The 24,896-nt window shown below is 44.0% G+C and carries 20 protein-coding genes and 1 pseudogene; 13 read left to right on the top strand and 8 right to left on the bottom strand.

Going from position 1 to position 24,896, the window contains the following annotated elements; genetic code table 11:
* Positions 1 to 32: 32 nt before the first annotated feature.
* Complete coding sequence (locus DWU89_RS16730; protein ID WP_115500775.1) at positions 33 to 884, bottom strand: 3-keto-disaccharide hydrolase; 852 nt, start codon at positions 882 to 884, stop codon at positions 33 to 35.
* A 26-nt stretch (positions 885 to 910) separates the two neighbouring features.
* Positions 911 to 2,395 (bottom strand): Gfo/Idh/MocA family protein, encoded by a 1,485-nt coding sequence (locus DWU89_RS16725; RefSeq protein WP_115500774.1) that lies wholly within the window; start codon positions 2,393 to 2,395, stop codon positions 911 to 913.
* Between the two features lie 287 nt (positions 2,396 to 2,682).
* Here DWU89_RS16725 and DWU89_RS16720 point away from each other — a divergent pair, with 287 nt between their 5' ends.
* From DWU89_RS16720 to DWU89_RS16690, 7 genes are all read left to right on the top strand, one after another.
* Positions 2,683 to 2,910, top strand: coding sequence for a DUF4492 domain-containing protein (locus DWU89_RS16720; RefSeq protein WP_115500773.1), 228 nt, complete (start codon positions 2,683 to 2,685; stop codon positions 2,908 to 2,910).
* Between the two features lie 12 nt (positions 2,911 to 2,922).
* Positions 2,923 to 4,473, top strand: coding sequence for a cytochrome ubiquinol oxidase subunit I (locus DWU89_RS16715; RefSeq protein WP_115500772.1), 1,551 nt, complete (start codon positions 2,923 to 2,925; stop codon positions 4,471 to 4,473).
* Positions 4,474 to 4,503: 30 nt separating this feature from the next.
* Positions 4,504 to 5,658 carry a cytochrome d ubiquinol oxidase subunit II gene (locus DWU89_RS16710; RefSeq protein ID WP_115500771.1) on the top strand — a complete coding sequence of 385 codons (1,155 nt, stop codon included), beginning with the start codon at positions 4,504 to 4,506 and terminating at the stop codon, positions 5,656 to 5,658.
* Positions 5,659 to 5,931: 273 nt separating this feature from the next.
* Entirely contained in the window at positions 5,932 to 6,846 is a 915-nt protein-coding gene (locus tag DWU89_RS16705) for a ribonuclease Z (protein WP_115500770.1), read from the top strand.
* A 120-nt stretch (positions 6,847 to 6,966) separates the two neighbouring features.
* On the top strand, positions 6,967 to 7,203 hold the full coding sequence (locus tag DWU89_RS16700) for a hypothetical protein (RefSeq protein WP_244205936.1): 237 nt from the start codon (positions 6,967 to 6,969) through the stop codon (positions 7,201 to 7,203).
* Complete coding sequence (locus DWU89_RS16695) at positions 7,194 to 7,511, top strand: type II toxin-antitoxin system RelE/ParE family toxin (RefSeq protein WP_233547727.1); 318 nt, start codon at positions 7,194 to 7,196, stop codon at positions 7,509 to 7,511. Before DWU89_RS16700 ends, DWU89_RS16695 begins: the two co-directional genes overlap by 10 nt.
* A 66-nt stretch (positions 7,512 to 7,577) precedes the next feature.
* Complete coding sequence (locus DWU89_RS16690) at positions 7,578 to 7,922, top strand: T9SS type A sorting domain-containing protein (RefSeq protein ID WP_115500768.1); 345 nt, start codon at positions 7,578 to 7,580, stop codon at positions 7,920 to 7,922.
* An 819-nt stretch (positions 7,923 to 8,741) separates the two neighbouring features.
* On the opposite strand, the gene DWU89_RS21225 is transcribed toward DWU89_RS16690, so the two are convergent.
* On the bottom strand, positions 8,742 to 11,924 hold the full coding sequence (locus DWU89_RS21225) for a DUF6383 domain-containing protein (protein ID WP_147292139.1): 3,183 nt from the start codon (positions 11,922 to 11,924) through the stop codon (positions 8,742 to 8,744).
* A gap of 587 nt (positions 11,925 to 12,511) precedes the next feature.
* On the opposite strand from DWU89_RS21225, the pseudogene DWU89_RS16680 reads away from it, so the two are divergent.
* A pseudogene (locus DWU89_RS16680) lies at positions 12,512 to 12,721 on the top strand (DUF3791 domain-containing protein); the annotation flags it as partial.
* 197 nt (positions 12,722 to 12,918) lie between these two features.
* On the opposite strand, the gene rprY reads toward DWU89_RS16680, so the two are convergent.
* A complete protein-coding gene (gene rprY / locus DWU89_RS16675) occupies positions 12,919 to 13,650 on the bottom strand; it encodes a response regulator transcription factor RprY (RefSeq protein ID WP_005634267.1) in 732 nt (243 codons plus the stop codon).
* 2 nt (positions 13,651 to 13,652) lie between these two features.
* Positions 13,653 to 15,206, bottom strand: coding sequence for a sensor histidine kinase (locus tag DWU89_RS16670; protein ID WP_115500765.1), 1,554 nt, complete (start codon positions 15,204 to 15,206; stop codon positions 13,653 to 13,655).
* A gap of 314 nt (positions 15,207 to 15,520) precedes the next feature.
* On the opposite strand from DWU89_RS16670, the gene DWU89_RS16665 reads away from it, so the two are divergent.
* Positions 15,521 to 16,345 carry a 1-acyl-sn-glycerol-3-phosphate acyltransferase gene (locus DWU89_RS16665; RefSeq protein WP_115500764.1) on the top strand — a complete coding sequence of 275 codons (825 nt, stop codon included), beginning with the start codon at positions 15,521 to 15,523 and terminating at the stop codon, positions 16,343 to 16,345.
* A 14-nt stretch (positions 16,346 to 16,359) separates the two neighbouring features.
* On the top strand, positions 16,360 to 17,331 hold the full coding sequence (locus DWU89_RS16660) for a GNAT family N-acetyltransferase (RefSeq protein ID WP_115500763.1): 972 nt from the start codon (positions 16,360 to 16,362) through the stop codon (positions 17,329 to 17,331).
* A 129-nt stretch (positions 17,332 to 17,460) separates the two neighbouring features.
* Here DWU89_RS16660 and DWU89_RS16655 read toward each other — a convergent pair whose 3' ends face one another.
* Together DWU89_RS16655 and gpmI are read right to left on the bottom strand one after the other, a co-directional pair.
* A complete protein-coding gene (locus tag DWU89_RS16655; RefSeq protein ID WP_115500762.1) occupies positions 17,461 to 18,045 on the bottom strand; it encodes a DUF3109 family protein in 585 nt (194 codons plus the stop codon).
* On the bottom strand, positions 18,042 to 19,556 hold the full coding sequence (gene gpmI / locus DWU89_RS16650) for a 2,3-bisphosphoglycerate-independent phosphoglycerate mutase (RefSeq protein ID WP_115500761.1): 1,515 nt from the start codon (positions 19,554 to 19,556) through the stop codon (positions 18,042 to 18,044). The genes DWU89_RS16655 and gpmI overlap by 4 nt, the downstream gene beginning before the upstream one ends.
* A 111-nt stretch (positions 19,557 to 19,667) precedes the next feature.
* Between gpmI and DWU89_RS16645 the strand changes: the two genes are divergently transcribed.
* From DWU89_RS16645 to DWU89_RS16635, 3 genes are all read left to right on the top strand, one after another.
* On the top strand, positions 19,668 to 20,366 hold the full coding sequence (locus tag DWU89_RS16645) for a M48 family metallopeptidase (RefSeq protein WP_115500782.1): 699 nt from the start codon (positions 19,668 to 19,670) through the stop codon (positions 20,364 to 20,366).
* A gap of 103 nt (positions 20,367 to 20,469) precedes the next feature.
* Entirely contained in the window at positions 20,470 to 20,634 is a 165-nt protein-coding gene (locus tag DWU89_RS20830) for a hypothetical protein (protein ID WP_167451713.1), read from the top strand.
* The gene (locus DWU89_RS16635; protein ID WP_115500781.1) at positions 20,634 to 21,230 is read left to right on the top strand and encodes an N-acetyltransferase; all 597 of its coding nucleotides are present in this window, start codon (positions 20,634 to 20,636) and stop codon (positions 21,228 to 21,230) included. The genes DWU89_RS20830 and DWU89_RS16635 overlap by 1 nt, the downstream gene beginning before the upstream one ends.
* Before the next feature lie 279 nt (positions 21,231 to 21,509).
* On the opposite strand, the gene DWU89_RS21220 is transcribed toward DWU89_RS16635, so the two are convergent.
* Positions 21,510 to 24,593 (bottom strand): DUF6383 domain-containing protein, encoded by a 3,084-nt coding sequence (locus DWU89_RS21220; RefSeq protein ID WP_147292138.1) that lies wholly within the window; start codon positions 24,591 to 24,593, stop codon positions 21,510 to 21,512.
* Positions 24,594 to 24,896: the final 303 nt, after the last annotated feature.

The following is a 24,896-nucleotide window of genomic DNA, read 5'->3' as shown; positions in this document are numbered from 1 at the left end:
GGGATTTTCTATTTGATCAAAGAAACGGCTGATTAGTCGAGTTCTTTAATTGTCATGTTACGATACCAAACGTCGTCGCCATGATCCTGCAGACCAATGAAACCTTCTTTGTTTTCACCACCGCAGTTCAGCAACAGTTCGTATGCCAACGGCCATTTGTCTTTGCTAAACTTGCTCTTATCCAGCATTTCTTTCCACTGCTGTGTCCACAAGTGGTATTCAACAACCGGTTCGTCGTTCTGATAGTGAACAACTGTACCTTTGTAGCACATGATCTTACCTTTGTTCCACTGACCGAACGGTTTAGAGTTCTGTGGCTTAGCCGGGATCATGTCATACAATGAAGCAGACTGACGGTTACCGTCCTTACCTAACTTGGCATCCGGATGGTTTTCATTGTCGAGTACCTGATATTCAGGAGCAGAGATGTAAGATTTCTGACCTTCTACTTCTTGGATCATATACAAAACACCAGAGTTAGAACCTTTACCCACTTTCCATTCAAATTCAAATTCATAGTTTTTGAACTTGTGAGCAAAAATCAGATCGCCACCATCTTTAGCACCAGCTTCACCGGCACCGGAACCTTTGATATGGATTGTTCCGTCTACAACTTCCCAAGCATCAGGAACATCTGCGCGGTCATAACCTCTCCAACCATTGAATGTCTTTCCGTCAAAGAGAGAAATTTTTCCATCTTTGTCTTTCGGGAAAGTAGACAGGTCAACTGTCGGCAGTTCGTCCATGATTCTGTATTCAGGAACGGCTGCTTCTGTTGTTGCCTCTTCTGCTGGAGCGGCAGCTTCTTCTGTTTTTTTACCGCCACAAGATGTGAAATAACACATCATCACTGCGGCACTTGCTAATAATACTGACTTTTTCATTCTATTTTATCTGTTTAAAACAATTATCACGGCATAGCAGGCAAGTTCCAGCCTTCACGATAGTTATGCTTGATCAATTCTTCAGCGAATTGTTTAGCAGGAACCGGATCAGTCCAGATCTTGTTAAATTTCGGGTCACCGTCGACGATCTTGAAGTCGTCTTTCTTAATGATCTTAATTACTTCGTCGTCCTTGATATTGGTGAACTTCATGTTAGGACCATCCCACAGCAGCTCTTTGTTCAGTGTCTGCAAACGGATTGCCAATACACCCATAACCACCATTTCGTTCATCGGGCCTGACATTGAGAAATCGGACTTAGTCATTACGCGGCTGCTCGGGCTTTCTTTACAAGCGCGGATCCAGTCTTGTTCGTGACCGCCACCCATAGCGTTTTCTACGCGACGGCAAACTTTCGGAGCGTTAGGCACACGACCTGACAACAACCAAGGTTTCTGTCCATAGCAACCGCAGATCAGCGTGTCTTTCGTACCGTGGAAGATACACAAGCCACCACCCGGGCCCATCAGTTCCATACCATCAGGGAATCCTTCCGGACGATCCGGCATCATACCGCCATCATACCAATGCACTTCAACTTCCGGCAGACCCACCTTCGGCATATTGTCACGAGCCGGGAATACCATTTTTACGTGCTGTGCGTTAGGAGCGCAGTCAGCCAGCAACAGAGTAGAAGAACCCTGTACTTTGATAGGATAACCTAAATTCAGGGAAGTAAATACCGGCTGCATGATGTGGCAAGCCATATCACCCAAAGCACCTGTACCATAATCCCACCATCCGCGCCAGTTCCAGGGATGATATATTTTATTGTAAGGACGAACCTTTGCAGGACCCGTAAACAAATCCCAGTTCAGGGTAGAAGGAATCTTATCAGCCTTTTCAGGAGCGTTCAAGCCCTGCGGCCAGATAGGACGGTTAGTAGCACATTCCACTTTCGTTACTTCACCGATTTCACCGTTCCAGATCCATTCACAAACCAAATCAGTATCTGTTGCAGAAGAACCCTGGTTACCCATCTGAGTTGCTACATTGTACTTTTTAGCCAATTTAGTCAGCAAACGGGATTCGTAAACCGAGTGGGTCAACGGTTTCTGGGTATAAACGTGTTTACCCATTGTCAATGCATCAGCAGTGATAATGGCGTGTGTATGGTCGGCTGTAGCCACCAATACAGCGTCAAAAGACTTACCCATTTCGTCATACATCTTGCGATAGTCCCAATACTTCTTAGCATTCGGATGACGATCGAATACCGGTTTGGCATATCTCCAGTCAATATCGCAAAGAGCTACGATATTTTCTGTTTTTTCCATGTTCTTGAGGTTGGCATTACCCATACCACCAATACCGACAGCTGCAATATTCAACTTGTCAGTCGGAGCTACATATCCATGAGATTTACCAAGAACGGAACCTGGCACGATAGAGAACGCTGCGGCAGCAACGGCTCCTCTTTGAAGAAAAGATCTTCTTGAAATGTTCGACATAGTAATAATTTTTTATAGATTAGCACTTAATTATAATATTCGATGTGATTTCTCGTCATATAAAAACACAAACTGACGCAAATATAGCCAATGCGAAAATAACGGCAAGTCTTCCTTCGGGCTTTCTTTATCAAAATAGTTTTTTTTAACAGTGATTATAGACAATATCTATTTTTTCATAAATAATATCTATGCTTTTAGGGGAAACCGAATTAACGCATTGCCTATATTTGTAGATAGAGAAAACTAATTCACTTGATTTTCTGTTATTAAGATACGATACCAACATGGAAAAAGAACCAATACACATACGAATTTATCATTTTTACCTGGAAGGATTCCGCGAAATGAAACTGGGTAAAACGTTGTGGCTAATCATATTGGTCAAGCTCTTCATCATGTTTTTTATCTTAAAACTGTTTTTCTTTCCTAATTATTTAGGGAAGTTTGAAGGAGATTCCGCAAAGGAAGAGCACGTTTCAGGTGAATTGATCAACAGGGCAATTACTCCTTAAATTATAATAATCATGATCGCAAGCATTGACACTTCATTGATTGACTGGTCGAGGGCGCAATTCGCTCTCACCGCCATGTATCACTGGCTTTTCGTCCCCCTGACTCTGGGGCTCGGCGTTATACAGGCCATCATGGAGACCATCTACTACAAGACAGGTAACGAATTTTGGAAAAAGACAGCGCAGTTCTGGATGAAGCTGTTCGGTATTAACTTTGCCATCGGTGTGGCCACCGGGCTTATCCTCGAATTTGAGTTCGGGACCAACTGGTCTAATTACAGTTGGTTCGTTGGGGACATCTTCGGCGCCCCGTTAGCTATAGAAGGAATCCTGGCTTTCTTTATGGAAGCAACGTTCATAGCCGTTATGTTTTTCGGCTGGGACAAGGTCAGCAAACGTTTCCACCTGGCTTCGACATGGCTGACGATCATAGGAGCAACCCTTTCCGCACTCTGGATTCTGATTGCCAACGCCTGGATGCAGCATCCGGCAGGCATGCAGTTTAACCCGGATACCGTTCGCAACGAGATGTTCGACTTCTGGGCGGTTGCCTTATCACCCGTCGCCATCAATAAATTCTTCCACACCGTACTCTCCGGTTGGGTTGTGGGAGCCGTATTCGTAATCGGTATCAGCAGTTGGTACCTGTTGAAGAACCGGGATAAACAATTCTCACTCGAAAGCATCAAAGTCGGTGCCATCTTCGGCCTCGTAGCCTCTATCCTTATTATATGGACAGGCGACGGCTCGGCCTACCAGGTAGCCCAGAAACAACCGATGAAGCTTGCTGCAATGGAAGGGCTCTACGAAGGCGGCAACGGCATGGGACTGGTTGCTATCGGCATGCTGAACCCCGACAAGACAAGCTATAAGGACAACGAAAATCCGTTCATCTTCGATCTAAAGTTTCCTAAACTCCTATCCTTTCTTGCCGAGCGCAAAGCGGACGCCTACGTACCGGGTATCGTCAACCTGATCGAAGGCGGCTATACGACAAACAAAGGAACGACAGCCCTCTCTGCCGCCGAAAAGATCGAAAAAGGACAGATTGCCATCCAGGCACTTGCCGATTATCGCAAGGCCGTGAAAGACAAAGACCAGGTTGCCGCGAAGCAAGCCCGTACGCTGCTGGACGATAATTTCGCCTACTTCGGATACGGATATATCAAAGATCCGGCCGACCTGGTTCCGCACGTAGGACTCACATTCTATTCATTCCGCGTCATGGTAATCCTGGGCGGATATTTCATTCTCTTATTTATCATTGCCCTGATATGGAGCAAGAAAGACAAGTTTGCCGATGCCCGCTGGCTACAATGGGCAAGCCTGTGGACCATCCCTCTGGCCTACATAGCCGGGCAAGCCGGCTGGATCGTAGCCGAAGTGGGACGCCAACCCTGGGCCATCCAGGACATCCTGCCGACCAGCGCATCCGTCTCCAAACTGGCCACCTCGTCGGTACAGACTACTTTCTTCCTCTTCCTCCTTCTCTTCACCGTCCTGCTGATTGCTGAGATCGGCATTATGGTGAAAGCGATTAAGAAAGGACCTTCAGTAAAATAAGAATTATGAATTAAAAATTAAAAGAGCGCTATGGATAGTACATATATATTATTACAGCATTACTGGTGGTTCCTCGTTTCCCTGTTAGGAGCACTATTGGTTTTCCTGCTTTTCGTACAAGGCGGACAGTCTTTGCTTTTCACCATCGGCAAGACGGAATTGCAGCAAAAGATGTTATTGAACTCGACCGGGCGTAAATGGGAATTTACCTTTACGACACTGGTCACTTTCGGAGGTGCGTTCTTCGCCTCTTTCCCTTTATTCTATTCGACCAGCTTCGGTGGCGCCTACTGGGTATGGATGCTGATTCTCGCTTGTTTCGTCCTGCAGGCCGTGTCGTACGAATACCAGTCGAAAAAGGGAAACCTGTTAGGTAAAAAGACCTACCAGGTATTCTTGTTGCTCAACGGCATTCTGGGCCCGATCCTGCTCGGGACAGCTGTCGGGACGTTCTTCAACGGAGCGGAGTTTATCGTCAATAAAGGACAACTGACCGATGTCGCCATGCCGGTGATTTCCACCTGGGCGAACCCCTGGCACGGGCTTGAAGCGGCCTTTGTGTTCTGGAACGTATGCCTTGGATTGGCCGTGTTCTTCCTGGCACGTATCCAGGCGTTGCTTTACTTTATTAATAATATAGACGATGCAGAGATTACGGTAAGATGCCGCAAACATCTGGTGATAGAGACGGCACTGTTCCTCGTATTCTTCCTCACCTTCCTCGTGCACCTGCTTTTTGCGGATGGTTTTGCAGTCAATCCGGAGACAAAAGAGGTGTTCATGCAACCGTATAAATACTTCACCAACCTGATTGAGATGCCTGCCGTAACGGTGATACTGCTGGTCGGTGTCGTAGGTGTTCTCTATGGCATTATCCGTACAATTTTGCCGGGGACATGGAAAAAGGGAATCTGGTACTGCGGGACAGGTACGGTGCTGACCGTGTTAGCCTTGCTGCTTTGCGCCGGTTGGAACAATACGGCTTATTATCCGTCCATTGCCGACCTGCAAAGTTCGCTGACGATCGAGAATAGCTGTTCCAGCCCGTTCACGCTGAAGGTAATGAGTTACGTCTCTATCCTCGTGCCGTTCGTCCTGGCGTATATATTTTATGCCTGGCGTGCACTCGACCTGCGGAAAATTAATGAAAAGGAAATGGAGAGTGATAAGGGACATACTTATTAGCAACCCCTTATAAAACAAAGGAAACGGCGAAGCTCACGCTTGGCCGTTTCTACATTTAACCGTTTTAAACAAAAAGAAAAAGTTAGTTAAGGCTTAGATGAAAATATCTTAAGTCTTTTCTACTGACTCTAAATAGCTTCCATTCGAGGACAGCAAACAAATATATAGAATACCTGCCATCCTCGGAACAATCTTCCCGCATTTTTTGTTATTTTTCACAGAACGCCAATGCTTTTGTATTATCTTTGCAATGAAATATTCCGATGAAACCTCATGGCAGATTTTAGCATAAATATATTGGGATGCGGCTCAGCGTTACCTACCACGCGGCATCTGGCAACTTCTCAGGTAGTAGATTTACGAGATAAATTATATATGATTGATTGTGGGGAAGGTACACAGGTGCAGATGCGTAATATGCGTGTCCGCTTCGGCCGTCTCGCCCATATTTTCATCTCCCATCTGCACGGCGACCATTGCTTCGGCTTGCCCGGGCTGATCTCTACGCTCGGTATGTTAGGACGTACCGGCGAACTGGTCGTACACGGTCCGAAGGAGGTGGAGACCTACCTCCGTCCGGTGATGGATTTGTTCTGCCGGGGCATGGAGTTCGACGTCCGTTTCAACACCGTAGACACCCGCAGCCATTCGTTAGTGATGGAAGACCGCTCATTGTCGGTCTGGTCTATTCCCCTGAAACACCGTATCCCCACCTGCGGTTACCTCTTTGCCGAAAAGCCGAAGGAGGCGCATATCATCCGCGAGATGACGGATTTCTACCAAGTTCCCGTCCGCTGCATGAAAGACATCAAGCAGGGACAGGATTACGTCACTCCCGAAGGCGAAGTCATCCCCAACGCCCGCCTGACACGTCCGGCAGCAACACCTAAGCGGTATGCGTTCTGCTCGGATACAGCCTACAACCGTTCCATCATCCCTATCATCGAAGGTGTCGACCTGCTCTATCACGAAGCGACCTTTGCCGAGTGCGATCTGGCACGCGCCAAAGAAACCTTCCACTCCACCGCCCGCCAAGCAGCCGAGATAGCCCGCGATGCCCAGGTGAAACGCCTCGTCATCGGCCACTACTCCGCCCGCTACGACGACCTCACCGACCTCCACCGCGAAGCCGAAGCTGTCTTCCCCGGCACGATCTTGGGGAATGAGGGGATGGTGATACCGGTGTGAGATGAATTATGAATTATGAATTAAAAAATAAGGAGGGAAGGGGGAGTATTCCGGGATTATTGTATCTTTGTGAGGATATCAATACATAAAAAAGAAAGAGAGGATATAATCATGACAGCTATGGAATTAGAACTTAAAAAGAGCAAACTGCAAAAAGCAATCAGTATGCTCGACTCAGAAGAGGATGTAAACCGGGTGGAAAAATATCTACATCGCATGGTTCGCCGCGAGCAACCACCTTGCCAATATACGATCGAAGAACTTAAAAAGCATCTGGAAGAGGCGGAAGAAGACTTTAGGATGGGAAGGTATTATACAAGTGACGAATTAAGAAAAAAACACCCATTATGCAAATGACCATCAAATGGAGTAAATCTGCCAAAAAAGACCTTGACAATATTTACGATTTTTATTCCAATCATAGCGAAATGCTCGCGACCAAGATCTATAACAGCTTGATTGATGATGCAGATCGGCTTCTTCAATTTCCATTTATGGCTCCTAAAGAGCTTCTGCTAACGGATGAAGCCAAAGAATATCGTTCATTAATATCCAACAAGCATTATAAAATCATCTATTATGTAAAAAGAAGCACCATACGGATTGCCGCCGTCTGGGACTGTCGGCAAAATACAAAACGGCTGAAAAAGCTATTTAATCATTAATATTTCAGATGCTTCATTATTATCCAAAAAATATTCCTACATTTGTACGAAATTAGGGTTTGGAATATGAAAGTACTATTTTCAATCATTCTATTGCTGGCTGTATGGGCCGGTTGTCCGCTTGAGGTGATGGCACAGCAGGCGAATACAACTGTGTCTACGACCACCACTACTACAGCCGCCAAAGAGAAGGATAAAGACCCGGACTCCATAGAGATAAGCGCCTACGACAACAAGATCGTGGTAGAGAATGCGCCAGCCGGCAGCAAGCTCGAGATCTACAGCGTGGTAGGCATCCGTGTGAAAGAGATTCCGATGAAGCAGCCCTCCGGCGAATACGCCGTAGATATTGCCAAAGGGTACTACATCGTCCGTATCGGCGATACTGTCCGCAAGATATCCATCCGCTAATCTTCCTTTTTCAGGTTCAACAAAAAGCCCAACAGACCCATTATAAATTCAAGGATTCGTCTAAGTTTGTTCTTTTGTCTAAAACTCACAGATAAATTATTTACAGCTCACTTTTGGCAAATAGTGAATCAATAACGGATAACCCCGGTCCTCTATTGCATGTTACGGCTGTATTCCTTTTATGTCACAACTGTCTTCTTTCTATGTTACAGTTGGATTTCTTTTGTTTCACGGCTGTAACATGAATAGCGGGTAGGTATGGAAGGAGCACACATTCCGCGTCGTTCATTCTATCTGCCGGGTTATTCATTCCTTTACGGCACTATAAACCCATGAAGTACTGCAATACCATTTCGCAGACGATCTTGACGAGTCAGGACCTTCACGCTTACTTATACAGATACAGTTGTAAGAATGGGGATGTGTCAAAAGTCCTATTTATAGCGTCTGCGTCCTGGCGGGCTTGCCCCGCCATTTCATTCTAATCACTGTAAATCAGCCCAGAATGAGGTTACGGGGCAAGCCCGCAATGACACGCTAAAGCGTTAGAACTTACTTTTGACACATCCCCACGAAACACTATAAAACGACAAAGCCCCGGAAGTGTTACCATCTTTCGGGGCTTGTCTTTTGTGGGCTTTCACTCTTCACAGGGCTACTGGCCACATTGAACTTTTTAAATTCAATATACTTTAGTATTATTAATATTAAATCTGACCGCTTGTTCGCCTGTCGCAGGGTAATTGGTGTTGATCGAGACGGACAGCCGTCCGTCTCTACAAACCCGCGCGATCGAATTATTTGATTATAATTTCATTCTTATTTTACGATTGCTTTTACAGCTTCTTCGCCTTCGACAGCAACTACGACTACACCAGCAGGAGCAGCGATTGTTGCGTTGTCAGAAGTGATGACAGTGTTAGCAACTGTCTGGCCAAGGATGTTGCTTACAACAACTTTCTTGCCCTGAGCACCAACGATCTGAATAGCACCCTTAGTTGCCATTACCTTGATTGAAGAAGCAGATGTTTCAATGTTTTCATTTGATACGTTGAAACCGTTTTCATCTTTCAAAGTATAGAATGCTGCATTAGAAGTCGCTACAACAAAACCGTTCAGATATGTGATATACAATCCTGTTGCAGGGTTGTAGATAGCATATTCTTCTTTGTTATCCATATTTACACGGAATGCAAACAAAGCTTTGTTATCGTAGTTCAACCACTGATACTGCATTTGTTCTACTGTTGCATCTTCATCGATATCGCCAGCTTTCAGAGTATCGGCTTCAACCGGGTTTACACGGTTCACGATCAACGTATCATTGATGTGTTTAGCATCGATCATCTGAAGTTTAGCGTATGTTTCATAGTTATAAGTATAGCCATATTTCAGGTCATTTGCTCTTGAGATATTCAAAGAGTCATTCATCATGAACAGGAACTTACCAGATACTGTATCATTTACCAGCGGAGCCGGGCAAACATGGCCTGCACCATTATCATGGATATGAGAAACAGGTACTGAATCACCGCGAACAGCATCATAAGTAATGTAATACAACGGCATTGTGTTACCCGGACGGTTTACATAAGCAGTATCCAACTTGAAGTCGAATGCCTTGCTTTCATATTCAGCGCCACCGGCTTTCAGTTCTGCAGCCACACCTTCATACAGGAAGTCGTCGTCACCCTTAGCAATCTTCCAACCCAGGTTTTCAACAGAGTTGAAGTTCACTTTAACCAGAGTAGTATCCGTATTGCCCAATACTTCAGCAAAGATACGGTTAGCCGGTTCTGTCAGTTCGAATGCATGACGCAGGTCGCTATCCAATGCTACGCGTACTGCATTACCGTTTTCGCTATCGATAGCCAGTTTTTCCCAACCATAACCATATAATAATGTCGTGAAAGGAACCAGAGCAACATTTCCACCTGCAAGTTTTGTTATAACGAAACGATCATCATAATACGGTTGACCTTCTTCAGCATTAGCTTCATTATATTGTTTATTCGTGAAGCGATATACTTTCTTATCTGAATCGTACGCCAAGAAGTAACGTCCGATCTTAACAGTATAAGGAACAACTGTTAACTCGTGATCCTCAACGCCAATCTTAATAGTATCATTTGTTCTATACAATGTAGACATGGCAAAGAAGCGAACTTCGGCTGCATTGTCTTTATTACCGACAGCAACAGTCATTGCAGAATCAGCATTCTGCTCTACATAAGCTTCGTCGCCCAACAATTCGCTAATGAAACGCAAGCTGAATACTTTATTCATCTGTTCTTCTTTCGTGATAACACGGTAGCCATCGAACGGAGACAAAGTCTTAGAATCGATCTTAACCATCTTGATTGTATCAGCCTTAGAACCGTATGTATACAGATTTTCGTCAGCATCAATGACATACAACTGAATGTCACCCATTGCAGCCTTACGAGGTGCATCGGCTGTTGCACCAGTCTCACGGTTTGCGAATGTATAAACATTGATATTATCGCTCTTCAAAGCAACCCACTGATGAGACGGAAGAGTCTGATCGAATTTATTCGTATTCACAAACTTCTGGGTAGTTCTGCTTTGCATGTTGTCGATAACCAGCGGTAAACCGTAATACTCGTTCTTTTGAGTACCATTCATCTTGTTCATGTCATAGATAACATAAACGTCACCTGATGTGAACTGAGCCATTTCAGGGTCGATCAGCTCCCATGTCGGGAATTCAGAAGGAATGATAGACGGGGTCGGAGTTAGATCACCAGCATATTTAGTTGTCAAAACTGTCTTGTTACCAAACTTTTTGATGATAAGTTCTTCATTCGCATTTGAATTTACAGCGATAGGAGCATTTGCCTGAGCAAAATAATTACCTGTCAGCTTCGGAGTATTCTGTGCAATAACAGTGATAGAATCTTTTACGAAAGAAGCCTTGATATTAAACTTATAGGTATCCGCAGTACGAATCCAATTAGCCGCAGAACCAGCTGTAGGCAGTGTATCCAAAGCCAACTTGTAGTTACGCGTGTTAGGTACATCATAGAAAGCAGTATCAACAGTCAAATACAGGTCACGGCCTGTTCCTTCCTGTTTTGCACCGATAGCTTTCAAGTAACCAGCAGTTGTATATTCCCAGTTATAAGCAGCCAACAGGTTGTCTTCACCTGTAGATACATTAGTACCAAACTTGAAGCTCGGGTTTAGATAACCGGTAGCATCTTTGATGTTACCGACTGCAACGGTAATATCAAAGTTTTGGGCGATCTGACCAGTGATTCTAAACAATGCATAAGTGCCTGAACCAATTGTTCCCAGTCCGGTAGTCGGATCGAAAGCAACTGTAGTCTCAGCTGCACTTTGAAGCTCCCGAGTAAAAGCTGCATTATAATTAACTTCCATCACTTCCATTGCCCCGCTTGCATTCTTTACCAAAACATAAACAGTCTTTGGAGTATCATCCGTAGCAGATACACGAGTAGCTACCACAAATGGGACATATCCGAAACCAGTGGTTGAGATACCGCCATCTGTCAGATATTTTTCAGCTAACACCCATTTGTTCAAAGCACCGTCAGTCTTCAGATAAGCCGAAGCTGTTTTCTTTGCAGCCGGTTTAGCAAATGCGAACTTACCAACCTTGCTTGTAAAAGTAAATGCATACTCAAATGTAGCAGTCCCGTTATAATCTAAGGCAGTCTTTTCGAAATCTACTTTAAACAATAAGGAATCGATATGAGCTTTAGAACGACCTACAACAGCTGCACCATTCCAGATCAAACTATCCTTGTGAGAGTTTGCAGTCCAAGCACCGGTAAAGTCAATTTGCCAACTTGCATCATAATCCAAATACACCACATCTCCGGCAGCCAATGATTGACCCGGATTTGCCACAGCTGTTGCAGCCGGTTTCGCTGTTACCGGAGTCTGCTGCTGCGCATTAGCAGACATCGCACCCAATAGTGCAACACCTGCCAAAAGAGTAGAAAACTTTTTGTTCATAATTCTAAAATGTTTAATTAATAATAATATAACTAATATGTATTTCGTTCTATCTGATAGCCCTGTACTACAGGACTTTTAACTTAAATTCGGTATAATGACTAATGAAAACGTACGTTTTTTTTAGTCATTTTTTGGGGACTTCATGGGAGGTTCGTGCTAAAAAGAAGTACTTTCGTACAAGCTAAGCTATCTAATTGATAAGAAAGGATATAGAAAAGGAAAAATTCTTCGGGAAAAGGATTGCAGGTTTAAAAAGTATATGTATTTTTGTAGCTGAAAAATGACGAATCTAAACGTACGTTTTCATTAGTCATTCCAAAAAGTCAACCTATCTAAATAACAATCAGCAATTTACAATCTAAAAACAGCCTAAAATAAGGACGAAAATCCCCTCTTTTCAGGCAATACACGTATGCGCCTATATTAATATATAAGCTAAAGGATATCAACCATATATCTATCCAAAACATCCCTTCCGCCCTAACTATCAAAACATGCTAAAATATCCTTTTTTATGAAGAAGGGTATTTTCCTCATCCACCAAAAGTTAAGAAAACACAAAGTCAGATGTAGCCTCCTGCGTAGAGTCCGCTGCAAATGCGGTGGGATGTCCTGCAAGGGAAATGTATGGCCGGATGAAGCGCATAGGTCTGATAGATAATTATATCTGGAAGTTCTACGACACGCTTCACACACAGAGCCGCGAATACGTTACCGAAGACGTTCTGGAAACCTTGTCGCTCTGGGAAAAGAAACAATCAGATTTGCCTTTTGAATCAGGAAATGATAGATAATTATCTTCATTTCATTAACGTTGAACAAGTAAAAGAGAAATGAAGAGCTCTATACTTTCAGCGACGAATATATCGCTGACGAAGTGATGCTGGAATTACAACGATTTTCATACTATTAAATAAATAAAGCCCCGGCCGCAAACGATGCAGCCGGGGCTTATTGATTTTTCTACGGATTCTTTTTAATCGTTGCCTGATTAAAGAACCTGGATGCCTTCTTCGCGGGCAGCTTCTTCTCCGGAAGGAGTGATCAGCTTGTAACCTTTACCGTGGATGTTGATGATTTCGATTCCCGGATCATCTTTCAACAGTTTACGAAGTTTCGTGATATACACGTCCATGCTACGGGCATTGAAGTAGTTATCATCTACCCAGATTGTCTTCAGGGCATAATTACGTTCCAGGATTTCATTTGCATGAGCACAAAGGAGACTCAACAGTTCGCATTCCTTAGTTGTCAGCTTCGTAACCTTATCACCGATAGCCAAAGTTTGTTTCTGGGTATCGAACAAGAAGTTACCTAACTTGTAGAAAGGAATATCTTTCATCTTCTTGCCTTTCACACGGCGAAGGATAGCTTCAATACGAAGCAACAGCTCTTCCATGCTGAAAGGTTTTGTCAGATAATCATCTGCACCGATTTTGAATCCTTCCAGGATATCTTCCTTCATAGTCTTGGCTGTAAGGAAGATTACGGGGATATCAGGGTTGATAGAGCGGATTTCCTGTGCCAGTGTGAAACCGTCTTTTTTCGGCATCATCACGTCCAGTACGCAAAGGTCATATTTGCCTTTGGTGAAACCTTTGTAACCGGCTTCTCCATCGGAGAAGAGGTCAGTTACATAACCTTTTGCCTGTAAGTATTCTCTTAATAGCATACCCAGGTTCTCGTCGTCTTCGCAAAAGAAGATTTTCAGCTTTTCTTCCATAACTAACTTTTTATAAGAGGTAAAGTAATAATAAATTTTGTTCCTACATTTCCGGCTCCACTCTCGGCGCGTATTGTGCCTTTGTGGTCCTCCACTATTTTACGGACGTAAGCAAGTCCGAGACCGAACCCTTTCACGTCGTGTACGTTTCCAGTCGGCACGCGGAAGAAGCGGTCGAATACTTTCTTAAGGTATTCTTTCTTGATTCCGATACCGTTGTCTTCTATCGATATCAATAATTTGCCGTTCTCGTTCCAGGTGCGGCACATAAGCGTCAGCGGCACTTCGAGGCGACGATACTTGACTGCGTTATCCAGCAAGTTGAACAGTACGTTCGTAATATGCATTTCGTCCACGTAGATGTTCGAATCTTCTGCCTGCAGGTCGATATCGATCGAGCCTTCATACTTTTCCACTTTCAAGGCGAATGTGTTGGCTACGTTTGCCAGCAAATCGTTTGCATCCACCTCTTTCAGCTTGAGGGCCGCTTTCTGACGCTCGAACAGCGACATCTGCAGAACCTTTTCCACCAGGAAGCCCAATCGTTTCGTCTCGTCGTTGATCACACCCGATATATGCTTGAACACATCGGGACTTTTCGTGATATCCGAGTCTTTCAGCATCTGCGCGGCGAGCGAGATGGTCGAAACCGGTGTCTTCAGTTCATGCGTCATATTATTGATAAAGTCATTCTTCATTTCCGAAAGTCTCTTCTGGCGGAATACGATATAAATGGTAAAAATAAATGTTACCAAAAGTATCAGCGAGAAGAGGATGGACGGCACAATAAATGTTACCGAACTTGAAATATAATCACCCTTCGTCGGAAAATACACCCTCAGTAAATTCTGCTTCGAAGGCGGGTCGTTGGGAAATAAGACCTGTGTAATCACATCTGATACAAGAGGCATCTCCCCGCTCTGATATACGATCTTGCCGTCTTTGTTAATAACAGAAAAGAGGAACGGCAGGTTCAATCCGTTGTTAATAAATTCTGATTTTAAGTAATTATTCAGCTTTTTAAAATCTATCCTTTCTTCGATCGGCTTCAGATTTGCAGTGTGCAGGATATTCAATATAACATCGTTCACCAAACCGCTCTGGTAATGATAACGACGTTTCAATGTTTGCTGCAAGTCTTTTGATGTACTAACGATGCTATTGGGCGATTTATTGCTGCCGAGGGAGGATAGCGGTTCGATTTTACGCGTCCGGATATCACTGTGAAACTCTATATGTTCAACCGTGCCGTCGGATTGGGTAAACTGCATCCTGTATTTTTTCTCGGAGATCATCTCATCGCTCAAGTTGCTTTGGCCGTTCTGGTAAAGATAGTTGTTGGCTTCGTCGCGGCTAAGGTCTTCTTCCAGATATTTGAGCGTCTCTTCGAGTTCCAAGTTTTTCGAAACCTGGTGCATCGCTCTTTTGACAGTTTCATTGAACTGTTCGCTACTTTTTTTGAGTATGATGCTTACGTATTTTACCTGTAAAAAGAGCAAACCGGCGAAAGCAAAAGCCATCACCACCGCAAGCAACCAAATCGTAGACTTCCTCATATCTATAAATCTCTCTTTTTAACACGACAAATAAAGCGTCTTTTAATTTAATATTCACACAAAAAAGGTAAAAACAAGAGGAGTACAGTGTTAAAAATAGCTTACCGAATAGATGCCATTATCGCTTTATTCGGTTTTATATCAACAAATTAACCCTCTTATCGGCTATTTGTGCGTACGTTATATGCCCCGTACTAACTAATAGTAACAGAATTGTAACACAATTTGTTGCAGACAGCACTCAAAAATTTTTCCCGAAAGTATTGACTTTTAATTATTAACTCTATCTTTGCCTTTCGTAAGAGTTATGTGAAATGACACAAGAAGGTATTACACAGATAGACATCAAGCAAGTATTACAACAAAAGGCTCCTTCGGCAGCCCGGAAAATTCCCGGCTTTGTGGTTAACTATCTGATCCGTACGGTTCATCAGGATGAGCTGAACGACATTCTCCGCCGGTATCACGACAAGGACGGGGTGGCGTTCATGCAGGAGTTGATCGGATATTTCGACCTGAACCTGGAATTGGTAAATGAAGAGAATATCCCTGCAGAAGGACGTTATATATTCGCTTCAAACCATCCGTTAGGCGGACTGGACGGTATCTGTCTGTCGGCGGTTATCGGCGGACGCTTCGACGGCAAGATCCGTTATCTGGTGAATGACCTGCTGCTGTATCTGTCTAATTTGAGGTCTATTTTTGTTCCGGTCAACAAGCACGGGGCACAAGGCAAAAAGAATGCACAACTGATTGAGGAAGCCTATGCTTCGGACAACCAGATCATCACATTCCCGGCCGGCCTGTGCTCACGCAAACAGCATGGAAAGATACAAGACACCGAATGGAAAAAGTCTTTTATCCAGAAAGCAGTCGAGTGCCAACGGGACATCATACCGGTCTTTTTCGAAGGACGCAACTCAAACTTCTTCTATCGTCTCGCCAACCTGCGCAAGGCATTGGGCATAAAGATGAACTATGAAATGGTTTATCTGCCGGACGAGATGTTCAGAAGCAAACACAAAACATTCCGCATTTATTTCGGAAAGCCGATTCCCTGGCAAACCTTCGACAGCAGCCGTAAACCGGCCGAGTGGGCCGAATGGGTAAAAGGGATCGTTTACAATCTAAAGAAATAATAGACTTATTTTATATGCAAGACGTTATCAAACCGATAGACCATGCTCTCCTGAAGGCAGAACTGACCAAAGAGAAAAAGCTCAGGAGAACGAATAAATCCAACAATGAGATATACATTGTCACTGCCCACGACTCTCCCAACGTGATGCAGGAGATCGGACGGCTCAGGGAAATCGCTTTCCGTTACTATGGAGGCGGGACAGGCTGCCCGGTCGATATCGATGAATACGACACAATGGAAGATGCCTATCGCCAGCTTATCGTATGGAGCCCCGAAGACGAACAGATACTTGGCGGGTACCGCTTCCTTTGCGGGTCGGACGTAAAGTTCGACGAGACGGGCAAACCGATTTTAGCAACTTCCCACCTGTTCAATTTCTCTGAAAAGTTTAATAAAGAATACCTGCCATACACGGTCGAGTTAGGCCGTTCGTTTGTGACATTAGAATATCAGTCCACACGCAGCGGCAGTGCAAAAGGGCTGTTCGTACTGGATAACCTTTGGGATGGCCTGGGAGCTCTTTCCGTTGTCGACCCGAGCTTACAGTATTATTTCGGGAAGGTGACGATGTACAACACCTACAATTCCGAAGCGCGCAACATGATCCTCTATTTCTTGAACATGCACTTTCCCGATCCGGAAAAGCTGATTACCCCCGTTTATCCTTTGGAGACGGGCACAGACCTGGAGAAGATGCAGGAACTTTTCAAATATGACAATTTCAGGGACAATTATAAGGTCTTGAATCAGGAGGTCCGCAAGTTCGGTATCAACGTGCCGCCGCTGGTGAATGCCTACATGAGCCTCTCTCCCAAGATGCGCGTATTCGGTACGGCCATCAACCATGAATTCGGAGAAGTGGAAGAAACCGGCATCCTGATCGCTATCGACGAGATTCTGGAAGAAAAAAAGAAACGGCATATCGAAACCTATCTGAACGAGGAAGGACAGTCGGCCGACTTGATCCGGAAAACTGATATTTAAAACACAAAACCGGACGCAGATGACGCAGAAGACGCAGAGTAACGCAGATAATTTATTTCTAACAAAATAATTCTGCGTTACTCTGCGTCTTCTGCGTCATCTGCGTCCAGTAAATACAGACACACTATACTACTCTTCTTCCTTCTGCCTCTCCCACTCCGTCGCTACCTCTTCAAGCGCCGCATACCATTTCTGGCCGAAACGGCGGATCAACGGCTCTTTAAGGAACTTATAGACGGGGAGTTTCTCCTTCTTACCCAATATCTCAGCGGCTTTGCAGATATTCCAGCGGTTATAGTTGACCGCACTGAATTTGTCATACTCGGTCACCCGAATCGGATACAGATGGCAGGAAACGGGCTTATAGAAAGACAACTTTCCTTCGCGATAGGCCTTTTCGACAGCACATTTACACGTACCATCAGCATCGTAACAGGTAAAGACACAGTCCTTACCGTTTACGATGGAGGTTACAATATCGCCTTCCTCATCAATATAGGCAACGCCTTGTTTTTTGATGATCTCCTGAGCTTCTGGCGCAAGGTCGTCCCAGATGACAGGTAAAGCCTTTTCCAGCTCGGCAATCTCTTTCTTCTGTAAGGGAGCGCCCGAATCGCCTTCCACACAGCAAACACCTTTACAATGCGACAGATCACAAAGAAACTGGCATTCAAGGACGTCGAGACTGACGAGGGTATTATCTATTTGTATCACTTAATCAAATCTTTTCCTGTCATTTCAGCCGGCTGTGCCATGCCCAAGATGTGCAGGATAGAAGGAGCGACATCTGCCAGAACTCCGTTTTCAACTTTAGCATCCTTGTTCTCTGTTACATATACGAATGGAACAGGGTTCAGGGAGTGAGCCGTGTTGGGAGTGCCGTCTTCGTTCAACGCGTGATCGGCATTACCGTGGTCGGCGATGATGATAACTTCGTAACCGTTGGCTTTTGCAGCTTCAACCGTATCTTTCACGCAGTTGTCGATAGCTTCGACAGCCTTTTCGATCGCGCCGTAGATACCGGTATGGCCGACCATATCACCGTTGGCATAGTTCACCACGATAAAGTCGAACTTCTGTGTGCCGATAGCTTCCACCAGTTTATCTTTCACTTCGTAAGCGCTCATTTCCGGTTTCAGGTCGTAAGTAGCCACTTTCGGGCTCGGAACCAAGATGCGTTCTTCTGCGTTATACGGGGTTTCGCGTCCGCCATTGAAGAAGAAAGTCACGTGAGCGTATTTCTCTGTCTCGGCGATGTGGAGCTGAGTCCTGCCGCTGTTAGCTAAGTATTCGCCTAATGTATTCTGTACGTTTTCCTTGTCGAACAGGATGTGAACGCCTTTGAACGATGCATCGTACGGAGTCATGCAATAATATTGCAAACCGGGGATCGTGTGCATACCCTGTTCCGGCATATCCTGCTGAGTCAGTACGACTGTCAATTCTTTTGCACGGTCATTACGGTAGTTGAAGAAGATGACAACGTCGCCTTCTTTGATTGTGCCGTCTACAGTTGCGTTATTGATCGGTTTGATAAATTCGTCGGTCACGCCTTCGTCATACGATTCCTGCATAGCCTGAACCATATCGGTAGCTTGTTTGCCCTTGCCTTCGATCAACAGGTCGTAAGCTTCTTTCACACGTTCCCAACGTTTGTCGCGGTCCATTGCATAGAAACGGCCGACGATAGAAGCGATCTTGCCGGCAGACTGTGCACAATGAGCCGTCAGTTGTTCGATAAAGCCTTTACCGCTCTTCGGGTCCGTATCACGGCCATCCATAAAGCAGTGGATGAACGTATTGTCGATCCCGTATTCCTTCGCGATATCGCAAAGTTTAAACAGGTGGTCGAAAGAGCTGTGTACGCCACCGTTGGAAGTCAGCCCCATGAAATGCACGTTCTTGCCGTGTTCCTTAGCGTAAGAAAAAGCAGCAACGATTCCGGGGTTCTTCATTATACTGTTGTCCGCGCATGCACGGTTGATCTTTACCAAGTCTTGATAAACGATACGTCCGGCGCCTATATTGAGGTGTCCTACTTCAGAGTTACCCATTTGTCCGTCAGGCAGCCCTACGTTTTCGCCGCTTGCCTGCAACTGGGAATGAGGATAATTAGCCAGCAAACTGTCCCAATAAGGAGTGGGAGTGTTAAAGATTACATCGTCTTTACCTTGATCGCCGATACCCCAGCCGTCAAGAATCATTAAAAGGGCTTTCTTGCTCATGATTGCTTAAATTATTATATTGTTTATACTCATTATCGTTATTCGGGCGCAAAGATAAGCAATTCCGGGCATATATTGTTTGCCCGTAAAGTATTACTTTTGCAAACGAATATGGAAAAGACAATATACGACAAAGAGTTGGGAACCATCCTTCTCCGTACCAGTCCTCGCGCGACCCGCTATACGCTCAAGATTTCCAAAGGGACGATAACAGCGACTATGCCGTTAGGCGGCAACGAGGCGCGTATGCTCGCTTTTATCCGCGAGAACAAGGAGAAGCTGCGTGCCGCGCTCGACAAACATCCTGCCCGCCCTCTTTTGACCGAGGAGACGGAGATGCAGACGGCTACTTTCCGTCTTCATATATTCTGCACCGACCGGGACAATTTCTACATGAAGCTCGACGATGGCGTCCTGCATATCGCCTGTCCAAATCAAACCGACTTCACCGACAAGCGTGTCCAGGAATTATTAAAGGGCCTTTTGGAAAAGGCACTCCGCCATGAAGCCCACCGCCTCTTGCCTTCACGCCTGTTCAATCTGGCGACCCAACACGGTTTCACCTGTACGGGAATCAAAATATTCAACAGCAAAAGCCATTGGGGCAGCTGCACACCCCGCCGCAGCATCAACTTGTCCCTCTCCCTGATGCTCCTCCCCTGGCACCTGGTCGACTATGTCCTCCTGCACGAACTCTGCCACACCATCGAAATGAACCACAGCGACCGCTTCTGGTCCCTGATGGACAAAGTCACAGACGGGAAATCGCAGGCGTTGAGGAGGGAGTTGAAAGGGTATCATATGTTGTAAAGAAAAAATTGCAAGAGAATAAAAAGAGCAAGGCTTATTTTTCAAATAAGAAACGTTGTTTAAAACAAAACAAACAATTACCTTTGTAGAAAACATAATAACTATGGCTATAGCAATAAAAAGTATACCGACCTTACAAGGTGAGCTGGCAGAAGAATTTGTAAAAAAGGCAGATGCTTCTTTCCATAACAAACGACAATCTCAGAAAGCGAATGATAAGCATTTTACTTCACTTAATAACATACTAAAAAAGGCGAACATGAAATGATGCAAAACAACTTTTTGGAGAATAGCTGTACATTCTCTTTACTGGAACCTGAACTATTACAGAACTGCAAACCTTTTATCTGTGGGAATAATGACTTGGATGACTTTTTCCTGAATAATTCAGCACTCTATACAGCACAACTTCTTGGTAAAACTTATTGTTTCCGATTAGACAGTGATCCTTCTACAATTGTATGTGCTTTTACTGTTGCCAACGATAGCATAAAAGTAAATTTCTTGCCCAACAGCAGAAAGAAAAAGGTTACTGAGGCGATTCCCCACATAAAGCGACATCGAAGTTATCCAGCTGTCCTCATTGGGCGGTTGGGAGTGAACGAACAATTTCAAAGCCACCACATTGGCGACATTTTACTGAACTTTATTAAAGACTGGTTTGTGAGCCCAGAAAACAAAACCGGATGCCGTTTTATTGTTGTAGACGCTTACAATCAGTCTAAAATCCTTCACTTTTACGAGAAAAATAAGTTCCAAGCTCTATTTTCTTCGGAAGCACAAGAAAGAGAATATCTGACATTGCCGGATACACATCCGCTTTATACGCGTTTAATGATATTTGACTTGATCAATCTTCTATAAAAACAACGAAGCCCGCGCAATCAATCAGGTTGCGCGGGCTTGTTTTTTGTCTGCCTTCGGTCTTCACAGAGGGAGGGACAGATGAACTTTTTGTAATTTCATTACTTTAGTATTAATATTCACCGCTTGTTCGCCCTCGCGGGGTAGTTGGACGTTTTGAACGTGCCGCGCGCGTGAATGTTAGAATTATTTGATTACAAATTCTTTATTTTGTGTGTGCGTGGTAGAGATGCACGGCCGTGCATCTCTACGTGTGTGCACATATCACATTGTCAATAGTTATTTAACGATAGCTTTTACAGCTTCTTCGCCTTCAACAGCTACAACTACTACACCGGCAGGAGCAGCGATTGTTGCATTGTCAGAAGAGATGACTGTGTTAGCGATTGTCTGGCCTAAGATGTTGCTTACAACAACTTTCTTACCCTGAGCACCTACGATCTGGATAGCACCATTACCGGCGATCACTTTCACTTCAGATACTTCAACACCTTCGTTTGCGGTAGGAGCTTCAACAGATGTCAGTTTAATTAACTGAGCAGCAGCTTTGTTAGCTGTTAAGCAAAGAACATCATTATAAGTAGCCAGATAACCTGCTGCATTTTCTACGAGATATTCACCATCTGTATTTGTATACTGGATCTTGAACTGGAACTGACTAACCTTACCTTTGCTTGTAGTCTTTGCATAACCTACGCTATCAACCTTTGCAGATTCGAAGTTAACCAACAGAGAGTCGCTTGTAGCTTCACGTTTTGCAGGAACAAATGCCAAACGGATCAAACCATTATCAGCCTTATAACCTTCTACATTAGCAGAGTCAGACATTACACGCAAGAAGTTACCTTCCAGTTTAGAAGTACCCTTTTCAGCCTTAGCACCTGACAGGATGAAGTAAGACGGCTCGATCTTATCGATCTTAGCTGTATCAACAAACAAAGCGAAGTCAGCCTTTTCGTAAGCAGCTTTCAATTCACCTTCTTTACGGAACATACCGAATCCCTGAGCATCAGCAGCCAGCATATCACCACGCATGTTTTCGATGTTATAGTGGCCCTTAGCATCCAAAACATATTCAGGAGCAGCTTCAACCAAGATATCAAATGCATTGTTTGTAACAGCAGAACCAACTGCAACAGGTCTTACAGCACCAGATTTGATGTCGATGATCAATTCCTTAGAAGCAGGCAAAGAGACAACAGAATCAATCAAAGAATAAGTATTAGCACCTACGTTTCTGAACAAGAACTTAACAGGTGTAGCTGTTTCAGACAACTTGTAACCAGTCTGAGCATCATTGTAAGTGATAAACTTCTTACCTTCTCTGTCAGAGATATAATAAGCACTTCTTACCAAAGTATCAGCACCAAAGCCCTTTTCAATTACAGGAACAGGAGATAACTTAAAGTATACACCTTCATCAGAAGCTCTCAAAACAGAGTCTGCAGTATTTACAAAAGTAGTAATACCGTTATAGTCTGTAAAGCTGATTGAATAAGCCTTATTGCGATAGTCTTCTTCTTTCAGATTCAGATAACCCAGGTATTTATCATTAGCCTGAGCTGGAACTTTAATGAATAACAATGTATCTGCAGCAGCAACGGCAACAGCATCACCTTCGCCGGTATAGAAGATAGAACCATCAGTTCCATCAACTCCAGTTAATGTAGCACCAGTTTCACGGTTCTTCACTGTATAATGGCCTGTTGTGATTTCTTTAACTGTCCACTGAGTAGCCGGCAGATAGTAAGCAGAGTCCATATATTGAGCTGCGCCATAGAAGTTGTTAGCATAGAACTTACCGTTTGCAATGTTTTCTGCTTTATTAGCGCGCTGGATATAATAGCTTACACCATCTTCGAATGTAGCAACACCACCACCCGGAGTGATATCTCCAAATGTATATTTAGCAGTTTTAGATACTTCTGCAACAGGAACTAATGTAAGTTCTTTTGCCGTAGAGAATTGTTTGATAGCTAAAACATTTCCTGCAGCAGTATTAGCTGCAACAGTTACAGTCGAAGAATCAGACCAGCTTGCAGGATCAGCAGCCTTATCCAAAGTGAACTTCGGATAAATAGAAACAGAGTCAGCAGCATAATCGTAAGCGATACCGAAAGCATAAGACTGAATAACAGCTTTAGGGGCTGCAATGATATCGCCACCATCTTTAGACAGAGTATCCAATTTAACTTTATAATAGTCGCCACCGGCAAACTTTGCAGTATCCATACGCAGATACAAAGCACGACCTTGTGCGTCTTTTGCTTTTGCACGGAGAACGTCGATAGTTGTAGTACTTTGATTATCGCCAACATTTGTTGTACTGGAATAACCTTTCACCGTCAACTGAACATACTCAAACTCATTAGCAGCCAAAACATTTGTTCCGGAAGCTTCCAAGCCTGTAAATTTGAAGCTTGTGAATTTTTTCGGAGCGATAACGTTTGCTAAAGAACCAGCAGTACTACCAGCTGTTGCTGTCAAAGCCATTGTGTAATCAGGGACAAAAGGCTGAACTGTCAAACCGTCATTAGCGTTACCTACATTAAGCACAATTTTAGTACCAGCAGCAACAGTCACTTTCTTACCTGTAGATACTGCACCTGTAATTGTTGCTGATGTAGCAGAAGCTTCAATAATTCCAGAAACTGTTTTATCAGCAGTAACTGCTGTTGCTAAATCAATAGCACCAACAACTTTATTGTCTTTATCATATTTAACAAGGACAATAGCTTCTGACACATTATTTGTAGTAGCACCTGCAGCTCCATCTAACACATTTGCAACAGTCAACTGTGTAGCAACGGCTCCTACAACTTTTTCTTTTACCGTATACACACGGCGAAACTCATAATGTTCTCCTTTCGTCAAGTCCAATCCTTGAGTAGATTTCAGGATTGTTGCTGCTACATCAGCAGCTGTTCCAGAGCCATCAGCAGGTACACCTTCTGCTAACCATTCAAATGCATTAACAGAGCCATCAGACAGTAATGTTCCTGTATACTTGTTTTCAAATGTCCAGTGACTCAATGCGCCTGTGGCAGGATTCTTTACTTCAACTACTTTCCATAAAGCGCGGTCCGTAGCTTCTGATGTTGTTAAATCAGCATCATCAACCACTGCCAAAGAGTCAGTTGTTACTTGTCCTTTCAGATAAGTCAAGTACTCAACACCACCTGTAACACCAGCTTTTGCTCCTTTCAAATAATAATATTCTCCCGGAATAAATGTCGCATCTTTAGCACCAGCATTACTGTTTCCTTTCGCGACAGTACCAGCACCAAGCAGCGCTGTTGCACTTGCGGACAAACTACCGGCTACCAGAGCGGTAGCCAAAAGAGTAGAAAATCTCTTGTTCATAATCTAAATTTTAATATTAATAATACAGTTAATCGAAATGTCAGTTCTTTATATATACGTACGCGCTATTATAAGGTACGTTTGTTAATTCTTGTACTTTGATTACGAATACGATCGTTTTAATTCGTCATTTTTTTTGGCTATCTTTGGAGTTCGTATTGAAAAGACGGATTTTCGTACTGGAATTGCTATCTAATTGATAAGAAAGAATATAGGGGTAAGAAATTTTTTATAGAAAAGAGTTGCGGTTTAAAAAGGAATGCGTATTTTTGTGCAGTAAAAATGACGAATTAAAACGATCGT

The sequence above is a fragment of the Parabacteroides acidifaciens genome (genome assembly GCF_003363715.1).
In the GTDB taxonomy this organism is placed as follows: Bacteria; Bacteroidota; Bacteroidia; order Bacteroidales; family Tannerellaceae; genus Parabacteroides; species Parabacteroides acidifaciens.
Note: the sequence above shows the minus strand (reverse complement) of the source record. Positions and strands in the feature narration are given on the sequence as shown.

Excerpts from the sequence above, each read along its gene's own strand:
- DWU89_RS16700 (WP_244205936.1), top strand. The coding sequence starts at position 6,967 with ATGGAATTAGAACTTAAAAAGAGCAAACTGCAAAAAGCAATCAGTATG.
- DWU89_RS21225 (WP_147292139.1), bottom strand. The coding sequence starts at position 11,924 with ATGAACAAAAAGTTTTCTACTCTTTTGGCAGGTGTTGCACTATTGGGT.
- DWU89_RS16730 (WP_115500775.1), bottom strand. The coding sequence starts at position 884 with ATGAAAAAGTCAGTATTATTAGCAAGTGCCGCAGTGATGATGTGTTAT.
- DWU89_RS20830 (WP_167451713.1), top strand. The coding sequence starts at position 20,470 with ATGGCTATAGCAATAAAAAGTATACCGACCTTACAAGGTGAGCTGGCA.
- DWU89_RS16705 (WP_115500770.1), top strand. The coding sequence starts at position 5,932 with ATGGCAGATTTTAGCATAAATATATTGGGATGCGGCTCAGCGTTACCT.
- DWU89_RS16695 (WP_233547727.1), top strand. The coding sequence starts at position 7,194 with ATGCAAATGACCATCAAATGGAGTAAATCTGCCAAAAAAGACCTTGAC.
- DWU89_RS21220 (WP_147292138.1), bottom strand. The coding sequence starts at position 24,593 with ATGAACAAGAGATTTTCTACTCTTTTGGCTACCGCTCTGGTAGCCGGT.
- DWU89_RS16710 (WP_115500771.1), top strand. The coding sequence starts at position 4,504 with ATGGATAGTACATATATATTATTACAGCATTACTGGTGGTTCCTCGTT.
- DWU89_RS16635 (WP_115500781.1), top strand. The coding sequence starts at position 20,634 with ATGCAAAACAACTTTTTGGAGAATAGCTGTACATTCTCTTTACTGGAA.
- DWU89_RS16665 (WP_115500764.1), top strand. The coding sequence starts at position 15,521 with ATGACACAAGAAGGTATTACACAGATAGACATCAAGCAAGTATTACAA.
- gpmI (WP_115500761.1), bottom strand. The coding sequence starts at position 19,556 with ATGAGCAAGAAAGCCCTTTTAATGATTCTTGACGGCTGGGGTATCGGC.
- DWU89_RS16670 (WP_115500765.1), bottom strand. The coding sequence starts at position 15,206 with ATGAGGAAGTCTACGATTTGGTTGCTTGCGGTGGTGATGGCTTTTGCT.
- DWU89_RS16690 (WP_115500768.1), top strand. The coding sequence starts at position 7,578 with ATGAAAGTACTATTTTCAATCATTCTATTGCTGGCTGTATGGGCCGGT.
- DWU89_RS16720 (WP_115500773.1), top strand. The coding sequence starts at position 2,683 with ATGGAAAAAGAACCAATACACATACGAATTTATCATTTTTACCTGGAA.
- DWU89_RS16660 (WP_115500763.1), top strand. The coding sequence starts at position 16,360 with ATGCAAGACGTTATCAAACCGATAGACCATGCTCTCCTGAAGGCAGAA.
- DWU89_RS16725 (WP_115500774.1), bottom strand. The coding sequence starts at position 2,395 with ATGTCGAACATTTCAAGAAGATCTTTTCTTCAAAGAGGAGCCGTTGCT.
- DWU89_RS16715 (WP_115500772.1), top strand. The coding sequence starts at position 2,923 with ATGATCGCAAGCATTGACACTTCATTGATTGACTGGTCGAGGGCGCAA.
- DWU89_RS16645 (WP_115500782.1), top strand. The coding sequence starts at position 19,668 with ATGGAAAAGACAATATACGACAAAGAGTTGGGAACCATCCTTCTCCGT.
- rprY (WP_005634267.1), bottom strand. The coding sequence starts at position 13,650 with ATGGAAGAAAAGCTGAAAATCTTCTTTTGCGAAGACGACGAGAACCTG.